Source organism: Motilimonas eburnea, assembly GCF_021295345.1.
GTDB classification, from domain to species: domain Bacteria; phylum Pseudomonadota; class Gammaproteobacteria; order Enterobacterales; family CBDFNC01; genus Motilimonas; species Motilimonas eburnea.
The window spans coordinates 118,416-142,584 of the sequence record NZ_JAIMJB010000012.1 but is presented as its reverse complement, the minus strand read 5'-3'; the positions used below and the strand labels follow the sequence as shown (position 1 = coordinate 142,584).

26 protein-coding genes and 3 tRNA genes are annotated in these 24,169 nt (G+C 45.9%); 15 read left to right on the top strand and 14 right to left on the bottom strand.

The features are described 5' to 3' along the window. Nucleotides 1–395: 395 nt before the first annotated feature. On the top strand, nt 396–1,307 hold the full coding sequence (locus K6Y21_RS13465) for an aldo/keto reductase (protein ID WP_233072355.1): 912 nt from the start codon (nt 396–398) through the stop codon (nt 1,305–1,307). Nucleotides 1,308–1,322: 15 nt separating this feature from the next. Here K6Y21_RS13465 and K6Y21_RS13460 read toward each other — a convergent pair whose 3' ends face one another. Both K6Y21_RS13460 and K6Y21_RS13455 read right to left on the bottom strand, forming a co-directional pair. Further along, nucleotides 1,323–1,667 carry a DUF3802 family protein gene (locus K6Y21_RS13460; RefSeq protein ID WP_233072354.1) on the bottom strand — a complete coding sequence of 115 codons (345 nt, stop codon included), beginning with the start codon at nt 1,665–1,667 and terminating at the stop codon, nt 1,323–1,325. 204 nt (nt 1,668–1,871) lie between these two features. After that, entirely contained in the window at nt 1,872–3,587 is a 1,716-nt protein-coding gene (locus tag K6Y21_RS13455) for a DEAD/DEAH box helicase (protein ID WP_233072353.1), read from the bottom strand. Nucleotides 3,588–4,004: 417 nt separating this feature from the next. Here K6Y21_RS13455 and K6Y21_RS13450 point away from each other — a divergent pair, with 417 nt between their 5' ends. Then, entirely contained in the window at nt 4,005–4,634 is a 630-nt protein-coding gene (locus K6Y21_RS13450) for a YecA/YgfB family protein (RefSeq protein WP_233072352.1), read from the top strand. Between the two features lie 62 nt (nt 4,635–4,696). Here K6Y21_RS13450 and K6Y21_RS13445 read toward each other — a convergent pair whose 3' ends face one another. Further along, a complete protein-coding gene (locus tag K6Y21_RS13445) occupies nt 4,697–5,623 on the bottom strand; it encodes a LysR family transcriptional regulator (protein WP_233072351.1) in 927 nt (308 codons plus the stop codon). A 96-nt stretch (nt 5,624–5,719) separates the two neighbouring features. On the opposite strand from K6Y21_RS13445, the gene K6Y21_RS13440 reads away from it, so the two are divergent. The 3 genes from K6Y21_RS13440 to K6Y21_RS13435 all read left to right on the top strand — a co-directional run bounded on the left by K6Y21_RS13440 (nt 5,720) and on the right by K6Y21_RS13435 (nt 7,485). Beyond that, a complete protein-coding gene (locus tag K6Y21_RS13440; RefSeq protein WP_233072350.1) occupies nt 5,720–6,613 on the top strand; it encodes a DMT family transporter in 894 nt (297 codons plus the stop codon). Between the two features lie 373 nt (nt 6,614–6,986). Further along, nucleotides 6,987–7,112 carry a hypothetical protein gene (locus tag K6Y21_RS21295; RefSeq protein WP_285229746.1) on the top strand — a complete coding sequence of 42 codons (126 nt, stop codon included), beginning with the start codon at nt 6,987–6,989 and terminating at the stop codon, nt 7,110–7,112. After that, nucleotides 7,087–7,485: an acyl-CoA thioesterase gene (locus tag K6Y21_RS13435; RefSeq protein ID WP_233072349.1), complete on the top strand. Its 399-nt coding sequence runs from the start codon at nt 7,087–7,089 to the stop codon at nt 7,483–7,485. The genes K6Y21_RS21295 and K6Y21_RS13435 overlap by 26 nt, the downstream gene beginning before the upstream one ends. Here the strand turns inward: K6Y21_RS13435 and K6Y21_RS13430 are convergent. Continuing rightward, nucleotides 7,482–8,588, bottom strand: a complete 1,107-nt coding sequence (locus K6Y21_RS13430; protein ID WP_233072348.1) for a glycosyltransferase family protein — start codon at nt 8,586–8,588, stop codon at nt 7,482–7,484. The genes K6Y21_RS13435 and K6Y21_RS13430 overlap by 4 nt on opposite strands. 70 nt (nt 8,589–8,658) lie before the next feature. Here K6Y21_RS13430 and K6Y21_RS13425 point away from each other — a divergent pair, with 70 nt between their 5' ends. Beyond that, on the top strand, nt 8,659–9,471 hold the full coding sequence (locus tag K6Y21_RS13425; protein WP_233072347.1) for an NAD(P)-binding domain-containing protein: 813 nt from the start codon (nt 8,659–8,661) through the stop codon (nt 9,469–9,471). Further along, nucleotides 9,461–9,901: a bifunctional diaminohydroxyphosphoribosylaminopyrimidine deaminase/5-amino-6-(5-phosphoribosylamino)uracil reductase RibD gene (locus tag K6Y21_RS13420; protein ID WP_233072346.1), complete on the top strand. Its 441-nt coding sequence runs from the start codon at nt 9,461–9,463 to the stop codon at nt 9,899–9,901. Before K6Y21_RS13425 ends, K6Y21_RS13420 begins: the two co-directional genes overlap by 11 nt. Here the strand turns inward: K6Y21_RS13420 and K6Y21_RS13415 are convergent. The 5 genes from K6Y21_RS13415 to yegD form a co-directional block, all read right to left on the bottom strand. After that, nucleotides 9,898–10,284 carry a DUF5329 family protein gene (locus K6Y21_RS13415; RefSeq protein WP_233072345.1) on the bottom strand — a complete coding sequence of 129 codons (387 nt, stop codon included), beginning with the start codon at nt 10,282–10,284 and terminating at the stop codon, nt 9,898–9,900. The genes K6Y21_RS13420 and K6Y21_RS13415 overlap by 4 nt on opposite strands. A 191-nt stretch (nt 10,285–10,475) precedes the next feature. Next, nucleotides 10,476–10,685, bottom strand: a complete 210-nt coding sequence (locus K6Y21_RS13410) for a cold-shock protein (protein WP_233072344.1) — start codon at nt 10,683–10,685, stop codon at nt 10,476–10,478. A gap of 937 nt (nt 10,686–11,622) precedes the next feature. Next, nucleotides 11,623–11,880 carry a hypothetical protein gene (locus K6Y21_RS13405; RefSeq protein WP_233072343.1) on the bottom strand — a complete coding sequence of 86 codons (258 nt, stop codon included), beginning with the start codon at nt 11,878–11,880 and terminating at the stop codon, nt 11,623–11,625. Between the two features lie 21 nt (nt 11,881–11,901). Further along, entirely contained in the window at nt 11,902–13,842 is a 1,941-nt protein-coding gene (locus tag K6Y21_RS13400; protein WP_233072342.1) for a DNA topoisomerase III, read from the bottom strand. A gap of 94 nt (nt 13,843–13,936) precedes the next feature. Beyond that, a complete protein-coding gene (gene yegD, locus K6Y21_RS13395; protein WP_233072341.1) occupies nt 13,937–15,301 on the bottom strand; it encodes a molecular chaperone in 1,365 nt (454 codons plus the stop codon). 497 nt (nt 15,302–15,798) lie between these two features. Between yegD and pykF the strand changes: the two genes are divergently transcribed. The 6 genes from pykF (at nt 15,799) to K6Y21_RS13360 (ending at nt 20,542) form a co-directional block, all read left to right on the top strand. Then, nucleotides 15,799–17,214 (top strand): pyruvate kinase PykF, encoded by a 1,416-nt coding sequence (gene pykF, locus K6Y21_RS13390; RefSeq protein WP_233072340.1) that lies wholly within the window; start codon nt 15,799–15,801, stop codon nt 17,212–17,214. Between the two features lie 123 nt (nt 17,215–17,337). Next, nucleotides 17,338–18,075 (top strand): pyridoxine 5'-phosphate synthase, encoded by a 738-nt coding sequence (locus K6Y21_RS13385; protein ID WP_233072339.1) that lies wholly within the window; start codon nt 17,338–17,340, stop codon nt 18,073–18,075. Between the two features lie 44 nt (nt 18,076–18,119). Further along, nucleotides 18,120–18,605 carry an ATP-dependent zinc protease family protein gene (locus K6Y21_RS13380; RefSeq protein WP_233072338.1) on the top strand — a complete coding sequence of 162 codons (486 nt, stop codon included), beginning with the start codon at nt 18,120–18,122 and terminating at the stop codon, nt 18,603–18,605. Nucleotides 18,606–18,929: 324 nt separating this feature from the next. After that, entirely contained in the window at nt 18,930–19,172 is a 243-nt protein-coding gene (locus K6Y21_RS13370; RefSeq protein WP_233072337.1) for a hypothetical protein, read from the top strand. A 206-nt stretch (nt 19,173–19,378) separates the two neighbouring features. Further along, nucleotides 19,379–20,011, top strand: a complete 633-nt coding sequence (locus K6Y21_RS13365) for a PilZ domain-containing protein (RefSeq protein WP_233072336.1) — start codon at nt 19,379–19,381, stop codon at nt 20,009–20,011. Nucleotides 20,012–20,116: 105 nt separating this feature from the next. Beyond that, complete coding sequence (locus K6Y21_RS13360) at nt 20,117–20,542, top strand: HIT family protein (protein ID WP_233072335.1); 426 nt, start codon at nt 20,117–20,119, stop codon at nt 20,540–20,542. Here the strand turns inward: K6Y21_RS13360 and K6Y21_RS13355 are convergent. After that, complete coding sequence (locus K6Y21_RS13355; protein WP_233072334.1) at nt 20,539–21,042, bottom strand: hypothetical protein; 504 nt, start codon at nt 21,040–21,042, stop codon at nt 20,539–20,541. The genes K6Y21_RS13360 and K6Y21_RS13355 overlap by 4 nt on opposite strands. 178 nt (nt 21,043–21,220) lie before the next feature. Here K6Y21_RS13355 and K6Y21_RS13350 point away from each other — a divergent pair, with 178 nt between their 5' ends. Both K6Y21_RS13350 and K6Y21_RS13345 read left to right on the top strand, forming a co-directional pair. Further along, entirely contained in the window at nt 21,221–21,850 is a 630-nt protein-coding gene (locus K6Y21_RS13350) for a hypothetical protein (protein WP_233072333.1), read from the top strand. 400 nt (nt 21,851–22,250) lie between these two features. Continuing rightward, nucleotides 22,251–22,436: a hypothetical protein gene (locus tag K6Y21_RS13345; RefSeq protein WP_233072332.1), complete on the top strand. Its 186-nt coding sequence runs from the start codon at nt 22,251–22,253 to the stop codon at nt 22,434–22,436. A 50-nt stretch (nt 22,437–22,486) separates the two neighbouring features. Here K6Y21_RS13345 and asd read toward each other — a convergent pair whose 3' ends face one another. The 4 genes from asd to K6Y21_RS13325 form a co-directional block, all read right to left on the bottom strand. Then, a complete protein-coding gene (asd, locus tag K6Y21_RS13340) occupies nt 22,487–23,599 on the bottom strand; it encodes an aspartate-semialdehyde dehydrogenase (RefSeq protein WP_233072331.1) in 1,113 nt (370 codons plus the stop codon). A 201-nt stretch (nt 23,600–23,800) separates the two neighbouring features. Beyond that, nucleotides 23,801–23,893: transfer RNA gene (locus tag K6Y21_RS13335), tRNA-Ser, on the bottom strand. 15 nt (nt 23,894–23,908) lie between these two features. Beyond that, nucleotides 23,909–23,992, bottom strand: a tRNA-Tyr gene (locus K6Y21_RS13330). A gap of 39 nt (nt 23,993–24,031) precedes the next feature. Further along, a tRNA-Gln gene (locus K6Y21_RS13325) sits at nt 24,032–24,106 on the bottom strand. Between the last annotated feature and the right edge of the window lie 63 nt (nt 24,107–24,169).

The following is a 24,169-nucleotide window of genomic DNA, read 5'->3' as shown; positions in this document are numbered from 1 at the left end:
GCGCCGATGGTAGTGTGGGGCTTCCCCATGTGAGAGTAGGACACCGCCAAGCTCCAAACAAGAAAGCCCGAGTCTAGCGACTTGGGCTTTTTTACGTCTGCAGAAAACAGAAAACAACATCCCTCCTAAAAGACCAGCAACAAAGCAGAGTAGGGCACCCCTCTTATCATGCTCCCAAACTAAACCTGAGTTGAACGACTAGGCCTTTTTTATGTCTGCTGAAAAATAGAAACCTCGAAACACCACCTACATCATTCCCTGAGCAACCTTGATCGCTATTGGATATTTCGCCCCTTGATCTGCCGCACATATTTCGATTCATTTCTTTGTGAATATAACTGCAGTTATTTTCAACTGCTAGGCTGTTGATATCGGTTAATTTATAGGGGAAGAGTATGACAGTAACTAGGGTGCAGTTAAGTGATAACGGGCCTGAATTTTCTCGATTTGTAGCTGGCTTTTGGCGTGCTCTCAGTTGGGAAAAGAGTAAACAAGAGCTACTTAGTTTTATTGAGCAAAACATCGAGCTGGGTGTCACGACCATGGATCATGCGGATATTTATGGTCAATATAGTTGTGAGGCTGCATTTGGTGATGCTATGGCACTTAAACCAAGTATTCGCGATCGAGTGGAATTAGTATCGAAATGTGGTATTAAACCCGCCTTTGATACCTTACCTGAGCGATATGTTAATCATTATGATACAAGTCAGCAGCATATCATTAGTTCCGTTGAGCAGTCTTTAACAAACTTAAAGACCGACTACCTTGATTTGCTCTTAATTCATCGTCCTGATCCGTTAATGCAAGCCGATGAAGTTGCACAAGCATTCGAGAAATTAAATCAGCAGGGTAAGGTTAAGCACTTCGGCGTGTCCAATTTTAATCCGGCCCAGTTTGAGTTGTTGCAGTCACGTCTCGATATGCCGTTGGTAACAAATCAAATTGAAATTTCTCCCCTTGAAATGAAGGCGATGTTTGATGGATCGCTAGACTATTGTCAGCAGCATCGTATCTTGCCTATGGCTTGGTCGTGTCTAGCCGGTGGGCAGATATTTACCTCGCAATCGGAGAAGGCTAAACGAGTACGATCCGTTCTTGTTGATATTGCAGAGCAAGTTGATGCGGAAACCATAGATCAGGTGGTCTATGCTTGGATCCTTGCTTTACCTTCGAAAGTGTTACCCATTCTTGGCTCGGGCCGGATTGAGCGCACGAGAAGCACCATTAAGGCTGAGGCGATTACTTTGGACCGCCAACAATGGTTCAGTATTTGGCAGGCGTCAATGGGTCACTCGGTACCCTAAACTCTTACAGCAGAGTTAATCAAATTTGGTTAACTCTGTATCGAAAAGGTTTTTGATGAGACCAACAAACTCGGTCAAAAACTCTTTTTGCTGTGAAGTGGGTGCTTGATGCCAAACGGCTGAAAGCACTTCTTCAAGATCGTGGACAATGGCGTCAGTCTCCCTAACGACTTCGAATCGGTGGGTGCTGTCTAAATGTTCATGTTGAATGCACACCTTCATGACATTTTCAGCTATCAGATCAGATACATACTCAGCAACCGAGCCCTCGTTTGATGGGCAGGGTTTATTTTCAAACAAACTTAGATTGTCCGTTAGGAAATGAATAAGTTGTATATATCCTTCACTGTCTATAACCATAATTTGTACTCAATATGATTGATTAATCCAGATGGTTAACGGCGATCATGCCTAACCTTTAAAACGATTCTATCTGTTAGTATAGATACATTCTACGCCCCGATAGAATGGATTTGCATCTATCTGACCAAGCACACAATATTTATCATCATACACAAAAAAGCCGTCATTCGACGGCCTTGGTAACAACGGGTCTGTAATGACTTAGTCTTTACGTGTGGTGCGCTTTCTTGGTGCGCGACGACGCGCTGGCTTGTTGAAGGTGCCCGCTTCATCTACCTTATGCATCTTGATTTGCTGTTGGCAAATGTAGACTTTCTGAAAATGCTTTAATAAGTCATTTGGCATATCTTGTGGCAATTGCACAGTGGAATGGTCGTCATGCAGTACGATATCACCGATAAAGCGGCTGTTGATGTTACCTTCATTGGCGATAGCGCCGACGATATTTTTAACTTGTACACCGTGGCTGCGACCAACTTCGATACGGTATGTTTCTAATGGAACGTCAGGACGACGGCGCTCGCCGCGTTCGTTACGAGGCGTACGCTCACGTTTAGGTCGGTCATTTCGATCATTGCGAAAACGCTCGTGCGCTGGCTCTTCAGGTAGCTGGAATGGCTTATCTTTTTGTGCCATGTATAGTAATACGGCAGCCATGTTTTCTTTACTCATTTCAAGTTCGGCAGACATTTGGTCTACCAACTCGGTGTAAAACTCTAGGTTTTCCGCTTCAATGACTTTTTGGATGTCCGTTTGGAACGACTCAATTCGTTTTTGTGTTACTTCATCACGAGTCGGTAATGACATCATGGTGATCGGCTGACGTGTTGCTCGTTCGATTGCACCTAATAGGCGACGCTCGCGTGGTGCTACAAACAGAATTGCCTTACCGGTGCGACCCGCACGACCGGTACGACCGATACGGTGAACATAAGATTCGGTATCGGTTGGAATGTCATAGTTAACGACTAAGCTAATGCGTTCAACATCTAAACCACGGGCTGCTACATCGGTTGCGACCAGAATATCTAGGGTGCCTTCTTTTAGGCGTGAAACAGTGCGTTCACGTAACGCTTGGTTCATGTCGCCGTTTAAGGCTGAGCTGCGATAGCCTCGGGCTTCAAGTTTTTCTGCTAGTTCAACGGTGGCTGTTTTGGTACGAGCAAAGATGATCACGCCGTCAAAATCTTCGGTTTCTAGCATGCGCGTCAAGGCGTCTAATTTATTAACGCCGCTCACCATCCAAGCTTTTTGCTCGATATTTTCAACCGTTGAGGTTTTCGCTTTGATTTTAATTTCGCTAGGTGAACGCATATAACGTTTCGTGATGCGGCGAATCTGCTCAGGCATGGTTGCCGAGAACAAGGCCGTTTGGCGCTCGGCAGGCGTTTCTGCCATGATAGTTTCAACGTCATCAATAAAGCCCATGCGTAGCATTTCGTCGGCTTCATCCAGCACCATGGCTTTTAATTCAGCTAGATCTAAGGTGCCACGGTTTAAGTGATCCATGATACGGCCTGGGGTACCAACGACAACTTGAGCACCACGTTTCAGTGACTTGAACTGTAGGTTGTAGTTTTGACCACCATAAATAGGCAATACATGGAAATTAGGTAAGTAGCGAGAATAAGCTTGGAAGGCTTCAGCAACTTGAATTGCTAGCTCACGTGTCGGCGCCAATACCAATACCTGTGGTTTGTTACTTTTAAGGTCTATGTTAGCCAATAAAGGTAATGCAAACGCAGCCGTTTTACCTGTCCCCGTTTGGGCCATACCTAACACGTCCTGGCCGTCCATTAACAATGGAATACACTGAGCCTGAATAGGAGAGGGGGTTTCATAGCCTAGTTCTACCAAGGCTTTCAAGATAGGTTCAGGAAGGTGTAAATCATTAAATGACGGAGTTTCGATGGACATGTAACCTCTGATGCGAGTGGGTAATTAAAAAAAGCGCGATATTATAGGATATCTGTTCATGAAATGCTCGATATTTATGCTGTAGGTCACAAAAAAAGTGAAAAAATCATTGAAACTCGCCAATACCGTTTGTTTTCTCTTGATTATCTTATGATCTCACCGCTCGGCAGGAATACCTGCTTATCCAGCATTTTGCTTTCTGATTAAAGTTTAACCTACTTTGCCGCGTTTGTTGTTTTTTTGCTCAGTTTAGTTGCGAGTGCTGCACATCAGTGATAAGGCGTGACTGATCTTTAGTCAATTCATCATTTGCGCTTATGAAGGGGCGAGATCCGACTCGCAGAATTGATGGCTGATGTTGGGGAGTCGATGTCCATGCTTTATTATCGGTGACAACTGAATTTACAAGGACTAGTCATGTCGTATAGCACTGCAGAACTTATCAAAGCAATTAATCACCCGGCTTTAACTGACAAAGTGATGGGGCCCACTCAAGCACAAGGTTTCACTTTTGCTGTATTGAGTGCGCCGGCATTGATTCCAACCAAAGATTGGTGGCCAATGCTATTTGTAGAGCAAAAAATCAGTGCTGATATTGAGCCGCAAGCACGAGACGCTTTCTTACAGGAAATCATGGTTTATTTTAAAGCTGCCGTTGATTCCTTAAAAAGCCCAGAGGGGTTCCAATTTCCAGACGTTTGCGACTGTAAAGATAACAACACCAATGTTGAACTGATGGCTTTTTGCGCCGGTTTCTTACAAGGTTATCATTGGTTGTCTGACCTGTGGCAAGACCGTCTTGAAAAGCTCGATAATGAATCTAAGACCTTAGTATCGCAAACCTTGTTAGGGGCGATGGTGTTGTCAGGGCATCCACAGCTACCTGCTATGTTAAAAGATACACCCAAAGACCAGTTACCTGTGGTTGATGATGTATTTGCTGATATGCCAAAAACCTTAACCATTTTTGCCACTTTTGGCCGTCGTATCGCGGCGGCAGAGACCATGGCAGAGTTAAAGAAGTCGGAAGCAGAAACCAATAAATAATAGCTGATTCACTTTTTAGTATGCTCGTTTTATTTTATTAGGCAGCCCATTTGGCTGCCTTTTTAATGGGTGCTCGCGCAAACTTCAATAATGAGTGATTTGAGCCAATTGATAGCGATGTCATGGCTGGTAAGGGGGTGTTGGGCGATTTCATAACTTACCGTGATTGGGTCATCAATGATTGCCAATTGTTGCAAAGGGTATCTCAGGCATAGCTCTGTCGCGACCATTTCTGGCATCACTACCAAATAGTGACCGTCCATAAGTAGTTTAGGCACGGCGGTAAAGGTCGGGACTTGAGCGGCAACTTGGCGCTTTAGTTGCCGTTGCTGAAAATAGTTATCCATTAATTGTTGTGAATGACCCCAGCTTGAAGTGTAGATGTGGCTGCGACTAACCAGCTCTTCGGCGGTTATTTTCCCTGGTATGCTCGGGGTAAAACTCAGATCGGTAATACAGCTTAATGGGTTCTCCACTAAATGGGTTGTCAGTAGCTTGTCACTTAAATGGCCGCTGCCGGCAAAACCAATGACTAAATCAAGGGTGTTGCGCTCCAACTCTTTTTCATAATCACTGTTGGTTAGCTCAAACACATCCAGCCTCAGGTGTGGACCAAATGTCGCTAATCGCTTAATGATAGGGGCGATGTAGGTTTGCTCAATGGCACCGCCTACCGCGATTTTAAAATGGCGTGAGTCGTGTTTGGGATCAAAATGTGGCTGAGTGCTAACACCCTGTTGAATAAGTAACAGGGCTTGTTGTATTGCAGGCGCCATGTGCATGGCTTTTTCGGTGGGCTGCATTTCCTTACCCACTAAAACAAATAAGGGGTCATTGAGTTGGTTGCGCAAGCGGCTCAAGGCATGGCTAATGGTTGATTGCGATAAATGCATGGTTTTCGCTACCGCTGTAACATTGCGCTGTTGCATAAGCTGATTGAACACCCGTAATAAATTAAGGTCTAGGGTATTGGCTAATTTGGTATTCATTTTGACCATACCTGAATGCTGATAATTCATTTTATTAATACTTTTGCCATAAATACAATCACGTCCGGTTTAACTCTATTGGTAAAAAGTATAAAGATGAAAAGTTATGGCTATTTATTAGCGATTGGCCTGTTATGGGGATCGCAATTTATTTTTATGCATCAGGCGCTTGAAGCTTTTCCGCCGATGGTCGTCGCTGCGAGCAGAGCGCTTTGTGGTTTTATCACACTGGTTATCGTGTGTCGTGTATTGGGGCTACGCAGCAGCAAGTTTAACTGGCCTGTTTACATGAGTATAGCTTTACTTGACGCGACTTTACCTTTCATTTTAGTGGCTTGGGGGCAGCAGTATGTGGATAGCGCGGTGGCAGCGGTCACCATGGGCACCATACCATTTATGACCTTATTGCTGGCACCACTGGTGATCAAATCAGAGCGGATCTCGCTGTGGGGAATGGTCAGTGTGGCTTTAGGTTTTGTGGGAATCGTAGTGTTGTTTGCGCCGCAATTGGCCAGTGCGTCTAGTTTGTTGTGGCCTATATTAGCGATTTTATTTGGCGCGGCTTGCTTTGCCTTAGGTATGCTGATGATCAAGCGGTTTGCTAATGAGGCCCCCTTATTAGTCGCACGCAACATCCTTGCATGTGCAGCCATCCAGCTGATTGCGTTATCCTTGGTAACCCAAGACTTCAGTGCCATCACACCAACGCCGGGCCCAGTGCTTTCCTTACTCACCTTAGGGGTGTTTTGTACTGGCTTAGTGTATTTCTTATTTATGGCTCTCATCCAGTTGAGCGGCCCGACGTTTGCGTCGTTTAGCAATTACTTGGTGCCTTTGTTTGGCATGATCCTCGGTGCGTTGTGGCTTAATGAACAAATCAGTCACACCACCTTATTGGCTTTGGTGATCATTCTTGGCTCGGTGGCGTTGAATCAATGGGCAAATCAACGTGAACAAAAACGCCTAAGTGCCTTGGCGGCAAGCTGTTGATGCTAACTCCGCCTTGTCACAACCGCAACAGGGTGGCAGCGTGTGGATTGTCCATGTTTTTGTAACCTGTTTGATATACCCAATCAACCTGGAGATGCTTGATTTCAGCAAGCATTTACAGGCGTTTAGGCAAGGCATTGATTGCAGGTAATGGTTGTTCCCTTATCAAAATCAATAACGCGGCATAAACGCCTGTAAAACTTGCCCTTTGGGAGCGCCACCGTACTTCCACTACGTTGTTACGCTAATTTAGAAGGTGCTTACATTCCTGCATTAGCGTGCCTAGTATTGAAAGCACGGTGGCGCTCTGAAACATGCATCTTCAAGTTGATTGGGTATAATGGCACTGAAATTTCTACAGTGTGATTTGAAAATGAAGTACCACCAACGCAAGTACAAGGTTCATAAGCGTATCAAGCGTCGTTTGATGGTGCGTTATCTGCAATTTAATGCCGCTAAGGAGCGAGAAAAGCATGAAGCCATTTCGTCTGCAATTTAAAGTTCGTGACTACGAATGCGATATGCAAGGTATCGTGAATAACGGTGTTTATTTTAATTACCTCGAACATGCGCGTCATGAATTTTTGCTCGACCAAGGTGTCAACTTTGCTGAGCTTACCGCTGCTGGGATCCATTTAGTCGTGGTCAAGGCAGAGTTGGATTACAAAGCTTCCCTCACCAGTGGTGATGAGTTCTATATTGAGGTGCTGCCTGAGCGTCCAAGTAAGGTGCGTTTTGCTTTTCGTCAAACCATCGTGCGCCTGAGTGATAATAAGCCAGTGTTAACCGCATTAATCACCGGCACCTCACTTAATGCCTCTGGGCGACCTTATATCCACTCAGATGTTGATAAGGTTTTTCCTCAGACTTAACGGCACGTCGAGTTAAGCTGCGCCAAAATGATCTGGCAGGCTTTGAGGGCACCATTCTCTGACTGCTTTGATGGCGGATTGGCTTGGTTGCTCACCTGCTCGATCAGACTCATAAACGCCGGTTGAGTCAGTTGCTCAGGGTTTATTTGGGCGCAACTCACATGCTCAGCGAGATAGGTATTGAGATAAGGGGTTTCTGGCCAATCGGGGCGCATCAGGGTAATGGCTTTGGTGCCTGCCGCTGCCAATTCCGTATAGGTGCCATAGCCGGGCTTAGTGATCACTAAATCAACGCTAAATACCAAATCAAGAAAGGCCATGTTGGGAGTTGTGTAATGACACATGTCAGTACGTGAGTCAGGTATGGCTTGATCAACCAACCAAAGCCAACCTGAATGCTTAGGCCAACGGGTTAAATCTATCGGCACGGTTAACCCGCCTAGGGCGATCAAGCCTATTTTAGTGGTGCTCGACAGGCTAAGCGCTTGCCATAAATCGACTTTTCTTGGTTGGCCGTGTTGAGCAATTGGGCCAATTTCTTGTTCATTAGCTTGCTTAGGGTTGGGGACATGAGGCGTTGGCTTGAGGGCGAGTTGAGCCTTTTGATAAGCACGATCCATCAAGGGAATCAATTCCTTGGCTAACACCGGATGCTGGCTATAGCTTTGCAAGATTTGGCTCCAGTTAAAAGGGCACAGGCTAATACTGGGAACGCCTAACTCTGCCGCTGCCGCTAGTGTGACCGGCGAAATGTTACTGACTACTAAATCGGGCTTTAGCTTGGTTAATACGGCTTGCTCTTGCGCTTGCTTGTCATGCCAATTGGCCAGCAGCGCTAAGTACTTTTCCTCACTGGCTGGCACATCGACACTAATAGCACTGTGCATGGTCATACCAAAATCAGAGCCGATTGGGATCAGGGTGTAATCTTGGCTTAAACGAGCGCGAAAATAGTTATCGGGTAAGGTGGAAAGAATACTTATCTTGATAGTGGGGTCTTGCTGTTGCAGAGCAGCAATCACTGAGGTGCTAATGGCACCATGGCCAAAGCCGTGATGTGTAATAGAAAAACAGATATGCTTGGCGTTTATAGGTGTCATCATAAATAATGCGAAGAGTTAGCGTAATGCTTACTATACCTAAGTTAGACATAGGTAATGAATAAGGAAGTCGATGAAACGACAAAAAATAGCGATATTTGGCTGTGGTTGGCTAGGTGAGCCCTTGGCAATGAAATTAATGCAGCGAGGTTTTCAAGTCAGTGTGTGTCGACGCGATCCGCAGCAAGTGGAGCGCCTTAAACAGCAAGGGCTAGATGCCTATGCCATTGAAGTGGATCAAGCTGGTATAGTCGGTGACTTAAGCGGGTGGGCAGCAAACGCTGAACTTGCTATCGTAATGTTGCCCCCGCGCAGTAAAACTCAGGCTGGTGATGTGTATATCAAGCAAATTCAACAGCTTGTTATTGGGCTTAAATCTCAAGCCATCACCAAGGTCATGTTTATTAGCAGTACGGGTGTATATGCCTCAGGCGATTATCAACTGACCGAGTTGAGCCCGTTAAAAGATGGCTCTCCCTTAGTCGCTGCTGAGCAAGCGATACAAGCTGCCTTTTCTAGTATAGTGATACGTTTTTCTGGCTTAGTGAATGAAAATAGAACGCCGGGACGTTTTTTAGCGGGTAAACAGTTATCAGCGGGTCAGACACCTGCCAATCTCATTCATCAGGCAGATTGTATTGCCATGATGACTGGTTTGTTGGCGCAGCCTTGGCAAAGTAATGTTTACAATGCCAGTACTGAGAATGGCCCAAGTCGCGCTAAGCTATATACCTTGGCGACGAAGCAGTTGGGTCTTCCCGCGCCGACCTTCAGTGATGAGGGGAGCCAGCCACATCGATGCGTATCGTGCCAAAAGTTGGTGCAGCAACTCGATTATCAATTCATTTATCCAGATATCTTAAAGTGGCTTACAGATGAAACCTGAACAAATCGACTTTTTTATGTCACAGGCCATGGCGCAGGGGCGCTTAGCCTTGCCAGCCTGCCGCCCAAACCCTCCTGTGGGGTGTGTGGCAGTGAAAAATGGCGAGATCATCGCGAAAGGCCATACGCAACCCCCAGGTAATATGCATGCTGAGGCCATGGTGTTAGCCCAGTTAGAAGATGTCACCGAGGTGACCTTTTTTGTCACTCTGGAGCCTTGCTCTTTTGTTGGTCGCACGCCTTCTTGTGCCCAGACCATGGTAGAGCGCGGGGTAAAACGGGTGTTTGTTGGCTTGATTGATCCCCATGTTCGCAATCAAGGCAAAGGCATTGCGATATTAGAGCGAGCTGGGGTTGAGGTGACGGTGGGTGTGCTGAAGGCCCAATTAGAGCAAGAGTTAGGGCCTTATTTGTTGGGTGATGAGCCTTAAAACATATTACCTTTATTGGCCTTGGTTAATCGATAGCGCACTAATTGTTCGTTAAACCAGTCTTCGCTCAGCACGTGCGGTAGCTTATTGCAAGACAGGTAAATAGGTTGCTCATCTTGGTGATGGCGTGAAACCGCTAAGCGAATAAAGTCTGCCGTGCTGTTTATGTCTTGCTTGTATACCTTAAATTGCTTTTTGAATAGCTTTTTACTGTCGCCACTTGAGAGAGGCGCTTGTGACTGGAGCACTTGGCACTGCTGTTTATCAAATTCAAGCAGTAGCTGAGTAATCTCTTGTTTTAAGGGGCTTTGGGCTGAAATTTGGAAACTGGCAACGATGGCTAGGCTGGCAAGGGTCGCGAATAAGGTACTCAGAGGATTCATTGGTTTTGCTGTGCAGTGAAAGTGTGATTTGGCGCAGGATTATACTCAAAGTTGGCTTAGATGCGAGCGCTTCACTTAACTTCAGGGTTGGAAGGAGAGGAGAAGGAAGGTGATAGAGACTGAAATGTTGAAAAAACTTGGCATAAATAACCGAAGCTAGTCGGGGATCCTGTTTAGCTTCGGCTGATTATTTATAGTAAGGTAACGTTTTCGGCTTGTGGTCCTTTCTGGCCTTGTACCACTTCCATTGTTACTTTTTGGCCTTCAGTTAGGGTTTTGCGACCCCCGGCATTGATGGCGCTAAAGTGAACAAACACATCTTTGCCGCCTTCACGCTCAATAAAACCAAACCCTTTTTCATCATTGAACCACTTAACGGTACCTTCAACTAAATCTGACATATTTCTCTCTTACTTAACGTTTTGTTACTGGGTAACACGATACATAACCAGCAGAGCTGGCGACTAACATCACCACTGTTTAAGTAAACCAAGCGGGTTAAGGTAATACCAAGGCAATACCACAGCAAACTACGCACAGTTAACTTGTGTTAAGCAAATGGCTTAACAAACAAGGCAATTTAAGCTTATACCATGGATCAGAATGGTACAAATTATGCGCTGATAGTTAGCTAAGATTTCAGCAAGGTGGACCGCTGTAAGATATTAGCCATTGCGGTTGTGAATGTTTTCCCTTTTTGGCTTTGGTTTTTACGCTTTAATGGCAGAGAAAAAACGAGATGCTTAATCTAACTTAATGAAAAATAATGTTTATATCGCTTTTTTAATTTTTTTGTATGGGCTTATTACTCCTTAACTAGGTACTTTCCCAGATGGAAAGGCGTATAGTTAATCATGTAGGGCAAAGCAAGACGCCTTGTTCTACCAAGCCAAGAGAGGAGCTTGGCGGAGAAATGCTATGGATTACATGGCAGTTATGCTTAGCAAGCAAGCTTAGTCAGCAAGGAAACATCAGGACGATGTAACCCTTATCAGGATGATGAGGTGGCATGGGAAGGCCGATAGCGGTTTAAGGATAAACTGCGATCACACTAGGATGGTGTGTTAGGGTTAATGTGGAAAAATTGACCCGCTAAGGAAAGCAAAGTGGACAGCAACAGGGCCGTTGCAAGGGACACCTCCAGGAAGGAGAGTAGGACAAATCAGGAAGATTTGTTAGTCAGGATGACAGAGGGACAACTCACGGAATGAGTGAAGGAAAGCCTAGGAAGGCATAAGTCAGGGAACGCAGGGAGCACTTGGATCATCATGGAATGGTGAGATGACTATGGCCCGATACATAAGTATTTGTATCGGGCCTTCTTTTATTCCACTTCTTTTAAGTCACGACCAGCAGGGCATTAAAGTCAGCCACCGATTCTGCCGTTAGGGCAAAATGGACCTCAGTACTACCAAGATGCACCTTTAGCCAATGATCATTATGCTCATGGCACAGTGATAAGCTAGCGGGTTGCACTTCTAATATGACATGATTGGTATGTGTTTGCAGCTTGATCCCGCCATTATCGAGGGCGAACGCGGTGAGGTATTCACCATTGGTTAGCTGCCCTTCGGCGAGAATAGGTAAGTCGGCCACGATGTGATTCCTTGAGTAAGCTTAGGATGTTTTAAGCTTAGCTTTCGCACGGGATTTCGCTGCGGTTTTTCGTTTTTTACCCCGCCATGCTGGCTTGCTTGGACTGAGGTTTTTTAAGTCACCTAATGCCGCGCTCGGCAGTGCAATAGCTTGCTCGATCAGTTGCTGTAACTGAGCTTGTAGTTGACTCATAAACTGCTGATAACTAAATTTCTTTTGACTCATGCTATCTAATTGCGCTTCCCAGTGGGCAGTCATGTCTGGACGGGTGGCGCTATCGGGTAAGCTAGCAATTAACGCCTTGCCAATAGCGGTTGCGCTAATTTGCTTACCCTGTCGTTGTAAAAATCCGCGCTTAAATAGCAACTCGATAATACTGGCGCGAGTCGCTTCTGTGCCTAGCCCATCGGTTTCTTTTAACACTTTCTTTAGCTCTTTATCGACAACAAAGCGGGCGATGCCCGTCATGGCGGCTAATAAGGTGGCGTCGGTAAAATATTCAGGGGGCTGGGTTTGCTTCTCGATTAATTCACCCTGCTGGCAAAGTTGCTGTGAACCAACGGCCACATCGGGTAATGGGGTTGACTCGGTTTGGTTGCTTTTATGTAACAGCGCCTTCCAGCCTAAATCTAAGGTGCTTTTTTGCTTGGCACGAAATTGTCCGCCTTGGATTTCCAACAAGATGGTTTGTTCGTGGTAGCGAAAATCAGGATAAAACTGAGCCAAATATTGTAGCGTGATCAATTGGTAAATTTGCCGTTCGCTTTTGCCTAGCTTGTTGGCATCATAAGTTTTGTTGGTTGGGATGATAGCGTGGTGAGCGCCGACCTTGCTGTCATTCCAGCAGCGATTACGTTGTTGCCAGTTGGCCTGCTCGATTTGTGATTGTAAATCGGGCAAATTGTTGATCAGGGTTTGACCTATGGCTGGCGCTTGTGAATGGTGATCTTTGGGCAAATAACGACAGTCTGAGCGTGGGTAGGTGATCAGCTGGTATTCTTCATAGAGTTTTTGACAGCTTGCCAGGACTTGGCTCGCGCTCATGGCAAAGCGTTTCGCCGCTTCTATTTGTAAGCTGGATAGACTAAAGGGCAGCGGTGCACCTTGTTTTTTAACTTGTTTATCGTTCGCCAACACTAACGCTGGCTGCTGGTGGATTTTTTCGACCACTTTTTCGGCTAGCTTTTTTAGCAGTACGCGGCCTTCTTCATCTTGGTAAGGCTGGCAGGCTTCACTGGGTAGCCATTTGGCGGTGAAGGTGGCGCCATTGTCGGTGCTGATATGGGCCAGTACCTCATAGAAGGGGCGACTGACGAAGTGCTCGATTTCTTGGTCGCGCTGCACCACTAACCCTAATAATGGCGTTTGTACTCGGCCTACGGAAAGCACGCCTTGATAGCCCGACTTTTGACCTTGAAGGGTGTAAGCACGAGTCATATTCATACCATATAGCCAATCTGCGCGACTGCGGGCAAGTGCTGATGTGGAAAGGGCCACAAAATCTTGATTGCTGCGCAAGCTGGCTAACGCTTGTTTAACCGCGCTGGGGTTTAAGTCACTGATCAAACAGCGCTGCACCTGTTGTTTTTTTTGTTGGCTAATGCCGGCGTAGTTGATCACCTCATCAACCAATAGCTGACCCTCACGATCGGGATCGCCCGCATGTACGATAGTGTCGGCTTGCTTTATAAGTTTCTTTAAAATACTTAGCTGTTTCTTAGTGGTTTTTTTTGGTTGAAGTAACCACTTCTGGGGCGTGATAGGCAAGTGCTCAAGGCGCCACTTTTGATATTGTGCATCGTACTGATCGGGTTCAGCTTGCTCAAGTAAGTGGCCAATACACCAAGAAATGCAATCGCCATTGGCGAGGGTGATCATGCCATCGCCCTTGGTTTGCGGCTTAGGTAAGGCCGCGGCGATGGCGCGGGCAAGGCTAGGTTTTTCAGCTATGTATAGTTTCACAGTAAGATGTTAGCTGGTTATATATACAGTTATATTAACCCCTTTATCCCAATTGCGCTAGCCTAGCGCGCATCGTCCTAGCGATTCACAAGGTTTAACTAAAGCAAAGCTGCGACCAGCGGGTTAATCCCGTCGCCACACTGGCAAAGTGATCGCCGGCTCGCAGTGGGCTGTTAGGGTAGGTTTGACGCAAAAATTCGGTAATAACAGGGGATTTAGCACTACCGCCGGTGACAAAGATGACATCGGGCTGGGTCTGTGCCTGAGCTAGTGTTTCATCGATAAGATTTTGAATTTTAGCTAATAAAGGAGCGCTGGCTTGGCTTAACGTGGTTTGCGCTAGCTCGCACGCTAAGCCTGCCTCGATATAGCCTAAATCCGCCAGATAGTGGCTTTGCTCTGACAATTGCTTCTTGCCTTGCTCGGCGGTGTTAACCAGTTGATAGCTTTGCTTGTGTTGCTGTAAATGCATCAGGCGCTGTAATTGTTCAGGGACGCAGCTGTCTTTGAGCAGCTCTTTTAACATAAGTTGATTGTCGCGGCTGTAAAAGCGGGTTTGACTGCCAACATCATTGATGGCGACGGCATCAAATAAGGTCTTGGCTGGCATCGGCTTGCCGGTAACCAATTGCGAGTCTAAGCCAAACAAGGGCATCAGGCCGCGCAGCGCAAAATGAATATCAAAGTCGTTACCGCCAATGCGTTCACCGCTGTGGCCTAAAATATGCTGGTGGCGCTCCGATGAAGTTTGATACTCTGGGCTCATCTGCATTAACGAAATGTCCGTGGTGCCGCCACCGATATCGACTACTAACACCTTTTGCTCGCGGTCTAACGTGGCCTCAAAGGCAAAGCCAGCGGCGATGGGCTCATATTGAAACTCAATGGCTTTGAAGCCAGCCTTGTGGCCTGCTTGGGTTAAGATTTGCAGTGCTTGTTGATTACTTTGCTCACCTTTAAGGCCCTGAAAGTTAACCGGTCGGCCTATCACCACTTGCTCTAGACTGTCGGCTAGGTGCTGCTCAGCCGTTTGCTTGATATGGCAAAACATGGCGGTGACGATGTCTTCAAACAGGGCTAATTGCACTTGATTTAGGCCACTGGCACCTAAGAAGGACTTCGGGGACTTGATGTAGTAGCCTTCTTCGGGCTCTTCGAGGTATTTTGCTAATGCCGCTTCACCAAAGTGCAGCTGAGTATCTATGCCATCTAGGGTTAATTCTTGCTGTACCCGCTGCGCAGTTAATATGGCTGGGCCGCGTTGCTTTAACCACTCGGTTTTTAATGGGGATGCGGGTAATGCATGAGCGAGCCAAGGCAGGATAATCTCTCTCTCGGGCGCATACAAGGTGGAGGCCAGTAAGGGGGTTTGCTGGCTAAGCGGGACCAGCTTCGCTTGCTTGTGTTGTATTACGCCAACTGCACAGTTAGATGTGCCATAGTCAAAACCTGCAAACATAAGTAACCTGCCCTGAGAAAAAGCCACGCATGCTACCTGATGGTTATGATGAATAAAAGAGCTGACTGAAAGCAAAGCTTTCAGTTTGGTTGTAAATTTTCAAAGTTAAAAACGATTCAGCTGTCTTTGTTTTGCTTCAATAGCGTCTAATTCTGTTGCAGATGTGGATTTGAGGCGATCTCGTTGAAACATCATAAAACCATGGTTTTATGGTGCTAGCGCAAGGTTTTAAAGGCCATGATATGATCCGGATTCGCGGCACAGGATGAGAAACAAGCTAACGTTGACTAAACTGTCACCAGCGTGTGTGGCAAGGTTTATTAATTACGTCAATTTCGCCATTTTCGCCAAATTTATTGACCTGAAGTTGTAATTTCACAACAAATTTCGAGTACAATTCAGCTTCTAAAATTTATCGCCGCATTCCCATTGAGGGAAATGTATGAGTCCAAGTTTTGTATTTACAATGACGCGATGCGTCTGTCGGAGAGAGAAAAGTGAGAAAAACTAAGATTGTTTGTACTATCGGTCCTAAATCAGAATCTAAAGAAATGCTAACTAAGCTAGTCGCTAACGGCATGAACGTGATGAGACTTAACTTCTCTCACGGTGACTTCGATGAGCACGGTGGTCGTATCAACACCATCCGCGAAGTTTCTGAAATTACAGGTAAGAAAGTCGCTATCTTACTTGATACCAAAGGCCCAGAAATCCGTACTATCAAGCTAGAAGGCGGTAACGACGTTGCACTGGTTGCAGGTCAAGAGTTCTCTCTAACGACTGACGCAAGCGTTGTTGGTAACAACAAAATCGTTGCAGTTACTTACCCAGGTCTAACTAAAGACCTAAGCGTAGGTAACACTGTACTACTCGATGACGGTCTAATTGCACTTAAAGTTACTGCTATCACAGATACTGAAGTTAAATGTGAAGTACAAAACAACGGTGAGCTAGGTGAGAACAAAGGCGTTAACCTTCCTGGCGTAAGCGTACAACTTCCAGCACTATCTGAAAAAGATAAAGCTGACCTTGTATTTGGTTGTCAGCAAGGCGTTGACTTCATCGCGGCTTCTTTCATCCGTAAAGTTGCAGACGTACAAGAAATCCGTGAGCTGCTAGCGGCAAACGGTGGTGAAAACATTCAAATCATCTCTAAGATCGAAAACCAAGAAGGTGTTGATAACTTTGACGCTATCCTAGAAGCGTCTGACGGCATCATGGTTGCTCGTGGTGACCTAGGTGTTGAAATCGACGTTGACGCTGTTATCTTCGCGCAAAAGATGATGATCGAGAAATGTAACGCAGCGCGTAAGCCAGTTATCACGGCAACGCAAATGCTTGACTCTATGATCAAAAACCCTCGTCCAACACGCGCAGAAGCGGGTGACGTAGCAAACGCTATCTTAGACGGTACTGATGCAGTAATGCTTTCTGGTGAAAGTGCTAAGGGTAAATACCCAGCTGAATCTGTACAAATCATGGCGACTATCTGTAACAGCACCGATGAGCGTATGCCTTCTCGTGTTGAAACGAGCGCTGACACAGATGCTAAGAGCATCACTCAAGCGGTTTGTCGTGGTGCGGTTAAGACAGCTGAGCAATTAGATTCACGTCTAATCATTGTTGCGACTGAAGGCGGAAAGTCTGCACGTTCTGTACGTAAATTCTTCCCTAAAGCACCAATCCTAGCGATTACTACCAACGCTAAGACAGCTCAACAGCTATGTCTAAGCAAAGGTGTGACGCCAGTGGTTGTTGAGAAAATCGACAACACGGAAGACTTCTACAGCCAAGGTATGAAGATTGCTAAAGATCTAGACCTTGCTAAAGCGGGTGACAACGTAGTGATGGTTTCTGGTGCCCTAGTTGATTCGGGTACAACTAACACTTCTTCGGTTCACGTGATTAAATAATCATTGTCGAAAAGAAGCGAAAAACCCGGCTTGCCGGGTTTTTTTATGCCTGTAATACCTGCCTTTAGATACCAGCTATGCTATGGTTTAGGCTTATTTTAATGGCTTGGTTAGACGAATTACATGAGCACGTTTTTTAGTATTAATTTCAACAAAATCGCCCTTCTTCGTAACTCTCGTGGACGAGATTATCCCAGCGTAGCTGAATTTGCTCGCCAAGGTTTAGCCCTCGGCATAAATGGTCTGACTTTACATCCTCGGCCTGACCAGCGTCACGCACGCTACAGTGACGTTTATGAGCTAAAACAAGTCGCTGCACAATACCCTGGCGCTGAGCTTAATATTGAGGGCTATCCTTGTGAAGAATTCTTAAACGTCGTGCTCGATGCTAAGCCTCATCAATGCACCCTCGTTCCCGATGATCCTAATCAAATCACCTCAGATCATGGCTGGAATTTACACCAAGACTTTGCGCTGGTAAAAGACGTAGTGGCACGCTTAAAAGCGGCTGGCATCCGCACCAGCATTTTTATGGATCCTGTGTCTGAAGACATGGCGTTAGCCCACGCTACTGGGGCCGATCGTATTGAGCTTTACACCGAAGCCTACGCCCATGCTTTTGCAACCGAACAGCAAGATGACGTGTTGGCTCAGTATGCTGAAGCAGCTAAAGCTGCGCAAGATTTAGGGTTAGAGGTGAATGCGGGACATGATTTGAGTCTAGAAAATCTGGATTTATTTTTAACTATTCCTGATATCAAAGAAGTGTCGATTGGCCACGCCTTGGTGGTTGAATCGCTGCTCCAAGGGTATGAGCGCACTGTTAAAGCTTACGTTGATATTTGTAAATCCAGCGCTTAAGCTTTGAGGGTTATTCGTTTCTTAATCAAATGATAGGAAGTATTGTGAAGAAAATAGTTTTACTCTTTTGTTTATCAAGCCTTTTCTGGACTTTTTATAGTGCAGCGGAGAAGCGTTCTGTTGGGCCTGTTGAATACATCAAAGTCGCCGAGTTAGATAACCTCAAGTATCTAACGCGTATCGATACAGGTGCGCATACCACCTCAATTCATGCCTTTGATATTAAAGTGGATGATGATGCGGGTGAAATGAAAGACAATATTGGTAAAACCATTACCTTTACGACCATGAATGAAAAGGAAGAGTTTCGTACCCTTCAGGCTAAGATTGTTGATGTGGTGACTATCCGAAACGCTATCGCCAAAGAACGACGATATCAGGTGGAGCTTGGTCTTGGCTGGCGAGGTGAGACGAAAAAGGTACTGGTGAACCTCAGTGACCGTAAAAAGATGTCATATAAGCTGCTGATTGGCCGTAATTGGCTCGAAGGTGATTATGTGGTTGATGTGGAAATGGATCCAGAAGAGTAATTCCCCCATTTTGCTTAGGGCCTGTTGATCTTTCGTGCTGGTTTTTGCAGCGATTTGTTGGGTATTTATACCAGGCAGCGACTTTGTGGCATAGTTACCTACGCGAAAAGGCGCTAATGCAGTAGAAATGACCAACAAACGCTGTCCTACGGATTCGGCTAAAAGCGTTTTGTTCGTCGTTGAGCAGTATTTACTTAGATTGCTAAGCTACATACTGCTCGCCTTGCCCAAAACGCTTTTAGACAGGGTGTCTCCCACTCGAACAAAAATCAACCATCAAAGATCAACAGGCCCTAATGACGAACAATAACGATAAGGCGTTTTATGTTTAAAAACCTCCTTCCTCCCAGCCTGCTATTGGCAGGCTGGATTATCAGTTTGTTTTTTTATCAAGTCAGTGATGATGGCTCGGGTAGCCTAGTGACGGTGGCCATTAGCGTCGTCGGTGCGGTGTTGGCATTGGCCGTTAGTTTAGTTAATAAGCAAGGTTTTTGGCTAAGTGTGAGTGCCGTTATGATGGTGCTGCTGCCGATCATTGCGGTGGCTACCGCTAGCTATATTTACTAGTTTCAGTTTTGTTTCATTACGGCTAACCAAATCAGGCGAGTGGATGGGAACCTCACTCCTAGCAGTAAATGTCTAAAAAACAATCAAACTTTTATAAATAATCAACCTCTGCCTCCTTCCTCAGTTGCTCATTTTTTACGCTTGGTTAAAATATCAACGATAATATAACAACAACTCCCAATGAATGGGAGAAATGGGCCAAAGCAATGAAACAGGACAAATCTCACGCTGTCCTGAACCCGGAAGAAATGGATTTTCTTGCGGAGCTAATGTCTGAAAAACCACCAAGTAACCCTCCCCAGAGTCTAGACTTTGAGGTGGTTGCTGACCAAAGTGGTTTTTTAACGCAGTTAGGGACAGCAAATACACTACAAGTCGTCGCCAGGTTTGGCGCCCATCACTTCGTGTTTCCACTCGAAATTAGCGTAAACGATCTAGGAGTACCCTATTTACGTTTCGCTACCCCTGAAATCTATGAGGCAGGGCAGCAGTTGCGATATTGGCGAGCCGAGGCACAAAGCGTTACCTTATTATCCCCTCAAGGGGAAGCCTTGCCTTTTGAGGTGATCGATTTATCGGTATCAGGCTTATCATTGAGCATCACCAAGCCGGATCAACATGTACCATTACAGCTTGAGCAACACAGCTTATTGTTACCGGATGGCACTGAAATAGCTCTTAAAGGTAAAATCAGTCGCTTTGTAGACAGTCATACCGTTGCTTATCAACTCGAACAAGGTGGGATGGAGTCAGGCGCGCTGCGTGATTACCTGTTTCAAATTCATCGCGACCAACATCCAGAAATTAGCCAAGAAATCATTCGTTATCAGGCTGCATAATTGACTGCAAAGTGCCCTATGCCCGTCAACCTAGATATGCTTGAAACATGCATCTTCAAGTTGATTGGGTATATACTGAGCATCTTGTTTGCATTGTGGGATTGAATGATGCCTGAGTTTACCCTTGATCAACGACTTGCCCAAGATTGCCATATGCTCGGCGAGTCTGATATCAGTATCTTATTACTGTCTAAAAATGCCGATTACCCTTGGTTTATTTTGGTGCCAAAAACGGCTCAAACCGAGCTATTTCTACTGGGCCATGCCTTACAGTTGGGCTTACTAGCACAAATCAATACAATCAGTGAAATGGTGAATACCCACTACCAGCCAACTAAGCTCAATGTGGCTGCCATCGGCAATGTGGTGCAACAAATGCACATACATATCGTTGCTCGGTTTCAGGACGATCCGACTTGGCCTGGGGTTGTATGGGGAGCGCCTGCTCAATCATCTTATAGCTCAGCTGAGGTGACTCAGATCAAACAGCAAGTACAAAACGCTCTGGCCGAAACATTCCGCTTGGCTTAGTCCGATGATGTTGCTTTTTTTAGCTGGAGGATAAAATTAATGGTTTCTCCTAGCTTTAAATATCGTGCCAAGTCTTCTTTGGAATAACGGGTTGACATGGATGAAAGGTTGCGGCGTTGCTTCAAAAAGCGTGACACTTGAAGTTTATTAAAGCCGCCAACGGCATAAACGAGGTTGAGTAAATGCTCGGCTTGTTCATCATCGAGCTTAAGTTGCTCGGCATAGGTCGTAGGCTCAAAAGGTATCGTTTGCTGTTGATAATGATGAATCACCCCTTGCTCTTGCAAGTAATCCAGCCATTGTTCTACATACAAGGGTTTGGTGCCAGCCAGCATATTAAAGTGGCCGCCTGAATCACTGCGGCAATGGCTGAGTAGGCTCACCGCAAATTGGTCATCATTGGCGTTAAAGCTCACCGCGCCAACCTGAGTGGCATGGAGTGCCTGGATCTGGATTTGTGCAAACTCATTGGCAGGGCCGTGGCACTTAAAGATAATCATCTTGCCTCCTTTGTTCGCCAGTATAACCCCAAGCCCCCTTAAGATGCACGGGCCATCCCCGTTGATTAGCAAAAATCGACTGACCCTTTGCCCGCACGCGGCTATGTCTGGGTGATTCAGTAGCACCTCTGCCATCTAGCAACTAGAATAAAAGTAGCACTAGGATAACGAGGTTCAGGTGAAAAAAGCGATTCTTGGGTTGTTAATAAGCCTCACTAGCTGGGGCGGCAATGCAGGCTTGATAGTGAATGATTACACGATGGAATCAAGGTTGTTTGCGTCTTATACTCACCTAGATATTGCCACTTTAGCCTCTGCCTATGGGGAACAGCCCTTGCTGCCACCTTTGGTTGCAGAGGCGAAAGATGCCCTTGCAGCTACCCATCATATAGGTATAGACACACACTTAATGGCGTCGAATGAGCCTGCGGTAGTGAGCCCACGACACCCCTTGTCGAGTAGCTCGCATCAAGAGCTGACCCTTATCCAGCAAATGCTAGGCGCCAGTGCCCCCTTGGTGAAGTCAGAATGGTTAGATTTCAAGAACAACTTTACCGCATTGATGGGATTATCTGGCCAACAAGGCCTCAACCAAGCTTTGGTTTTTGACCCTGTGTTAGTTTCTAAACCTAAAGATGATTTTCGTTGGGATAGGGCTAGGGTGCACTCATCGAGCGAGGGGGAATTAAGTTGGCCAATACATTGGCTGCAACGACTTTATCAATACTTAGTGGATCCTGCCCACCTGGTTATTATTCTATTGGTGTTGTCTGTCATCGTCTTCATTAAACGTCGCTTCTTTGTGTAACAGCCTGCCAGAGAAAGGGCTATTGACACCTTCTTGGCTGCAGGTCGTCCTTAAGTCTCCACTTATATAAATATTTCATCTAAACAAAAGAAAACACTTATATCTGGCAAATAATAACTTAAACAGCGAGTTGGCTATATCTGCTCGTGACTGATTAATAATTCACGCCTCGAATTAACAAATAAGTATCAAAGTAAGCTATTTTTTGTGATGTTGGTTGTAAATATATCAACATGGTCAGGCGGGCAATACCTGATGGGACACTTAGGTTGAGTCAGCCGATGACGAATAACAAGCAAGCGATAAATGTTCGAGAGAGAAATACTAATTTGTTGGTTTGACTGAGTGATGCTGTGTGCCGGTATGGGCAGTTTAGGGCATGGCAAAGCGGGAGCTTATTATGAAGTTGGTTGATGATTATGTTCGCGAAATTCAAGGTGGCAATTTGCAAAAAGCGACGGAAATTATGTTACATATTATTGCCTCTGATCCTTCCGGTGAAACAAGACGACAACTAGACCGGCGCTTTAGCGTAGATATGTCGGACGCACATAGGCATTTGGAAAGCCATTGTCCGACCCATTAAAGCTAAACAAAAATAAAGGGCTATTAAAGCCCTTTATTCGTTTGTCTGCATTAAGCCGCAAGTAGAATGCGTAGCATACGACGAAGTGGCTCTGCAGCCCCCCAAAGTAGTTGGTCACCTACTGTAAATGCGCTGATGTATTCAGGGCCCATGGTCAGTTTACGAATACGACCGACAGGGACGCTCAAGGTGCCTGTCACCTTAGCTGGGGTGAGTTCCTGTGCCGTGATCTCGCGATCGTTAGGAATCACTTTTACCCAATCATTGTGGCTAGCTAAAATTTCTTCAATTTCAGCAACCGGAATGTCTTTGGTTAGTTTTAATGTAATGGCTTGAGAGTGACAGCGCATTGCACCGATACGCACACAAATACCATCTACTGGGATTTGGTTGTCGCTACGGCCAAGGATCTTGTTCGCTTCAACTTGTGCTTTCCACTCTTCTTTGCTTTGACCTGACGGCAGTGGTACATCGATCCATGGGATCAAGCTGCCCGCTAAGGGCGCACCAAATTGTTCGGTAGGGAATTCATCACTGCGGATGGTCTCAGCCACTTTTCGGTCAATGTCTAAAATAGCAGATGCCGGATCAGCAAGCTCAGCCGCAACGCTGTCTTCAATCACACCCATTTGGCTAATCAGTTCACGCATATTGCGCGCACCCGCACCAGAAGCGGCTTGGTATGTATGAGGCGTTGCCCACTCAACTAGGCCTTTTTCAAATAAACCGCCTAATGCCATTAACATCAGCGATACGGTACAGTTACCACCGACGTAAGTTTTAACGCCATCTTTGATGCCTTGCTGGATCACGTCGCTGTTAACCGGGTCAAGAACAATGATGCTGTCATCAGCCATGCGCAGTGCAGAAGCGGCATCAATCCAGTAGCCATCCCAACCGCTTTCACGAAGTTTAGGGTAAACCTCTTTGGTGTAGTCACCGCCCTGACAAGTTAAGATCACATCCATTTCTGCTAGTGCTTCAATAGAAAAAGCATCTTGCAGAGTGGTGCTGGTCTTGCCAATATCTGGAGAAGGTAAACCAACCTGTGAGGTGGTGAAGAAAGTCGATTCAATTAAATCAAAATCTTTCTCTTCAGACATACGTTGCATGAGGACTGAGCCCACCATACCGCGCCAACCAACTAGACCTACTTTTTTCATGGCGTTTCTACTTCCTTACATTATCGAAACGAGACTGATAACCCCTACAAGGAACCCTATGCAGGAGTTATGAATAGATAAGCACTAAATCTATCATTTTAGACGTCTGTAAGGCTAGAACTATTTATGGTTGCAACAGGATGAAAAAGGAATAAATAAGCGAGAGATGATTTGAAACAAGATATATAGGAGAAAGGAATATGGCGGTGAAGGAGGGATTTGAACCCTCGATGGGGCTACAAACCCCATACTCCCTTAGCAGGGGAGCGCCTTCGGCCACTCGGCCACCTCACCGGTATTCGGGAAATATGGTGGGGGGGGACGGATTCGAACCATCGAAGCTTTCGCGGCAGATTTACAATCTGCTCCCTTTGGCCACTCGGGAACCCCCCCAAGATTTGTTACCAACAAGATTATCTTGTTAGTGGAATGTGGCAGGGATATGAGGATTTGAACCTCAGAATGCCGAGATCAAAACCCGGTGCCTTACCGCTTGGCGATATCCCTGTTGTCACGTTTTTAAGAGTTTTCTCTCTCGGTAATTCGAACTTGTATCGGAGCCGAACCCGA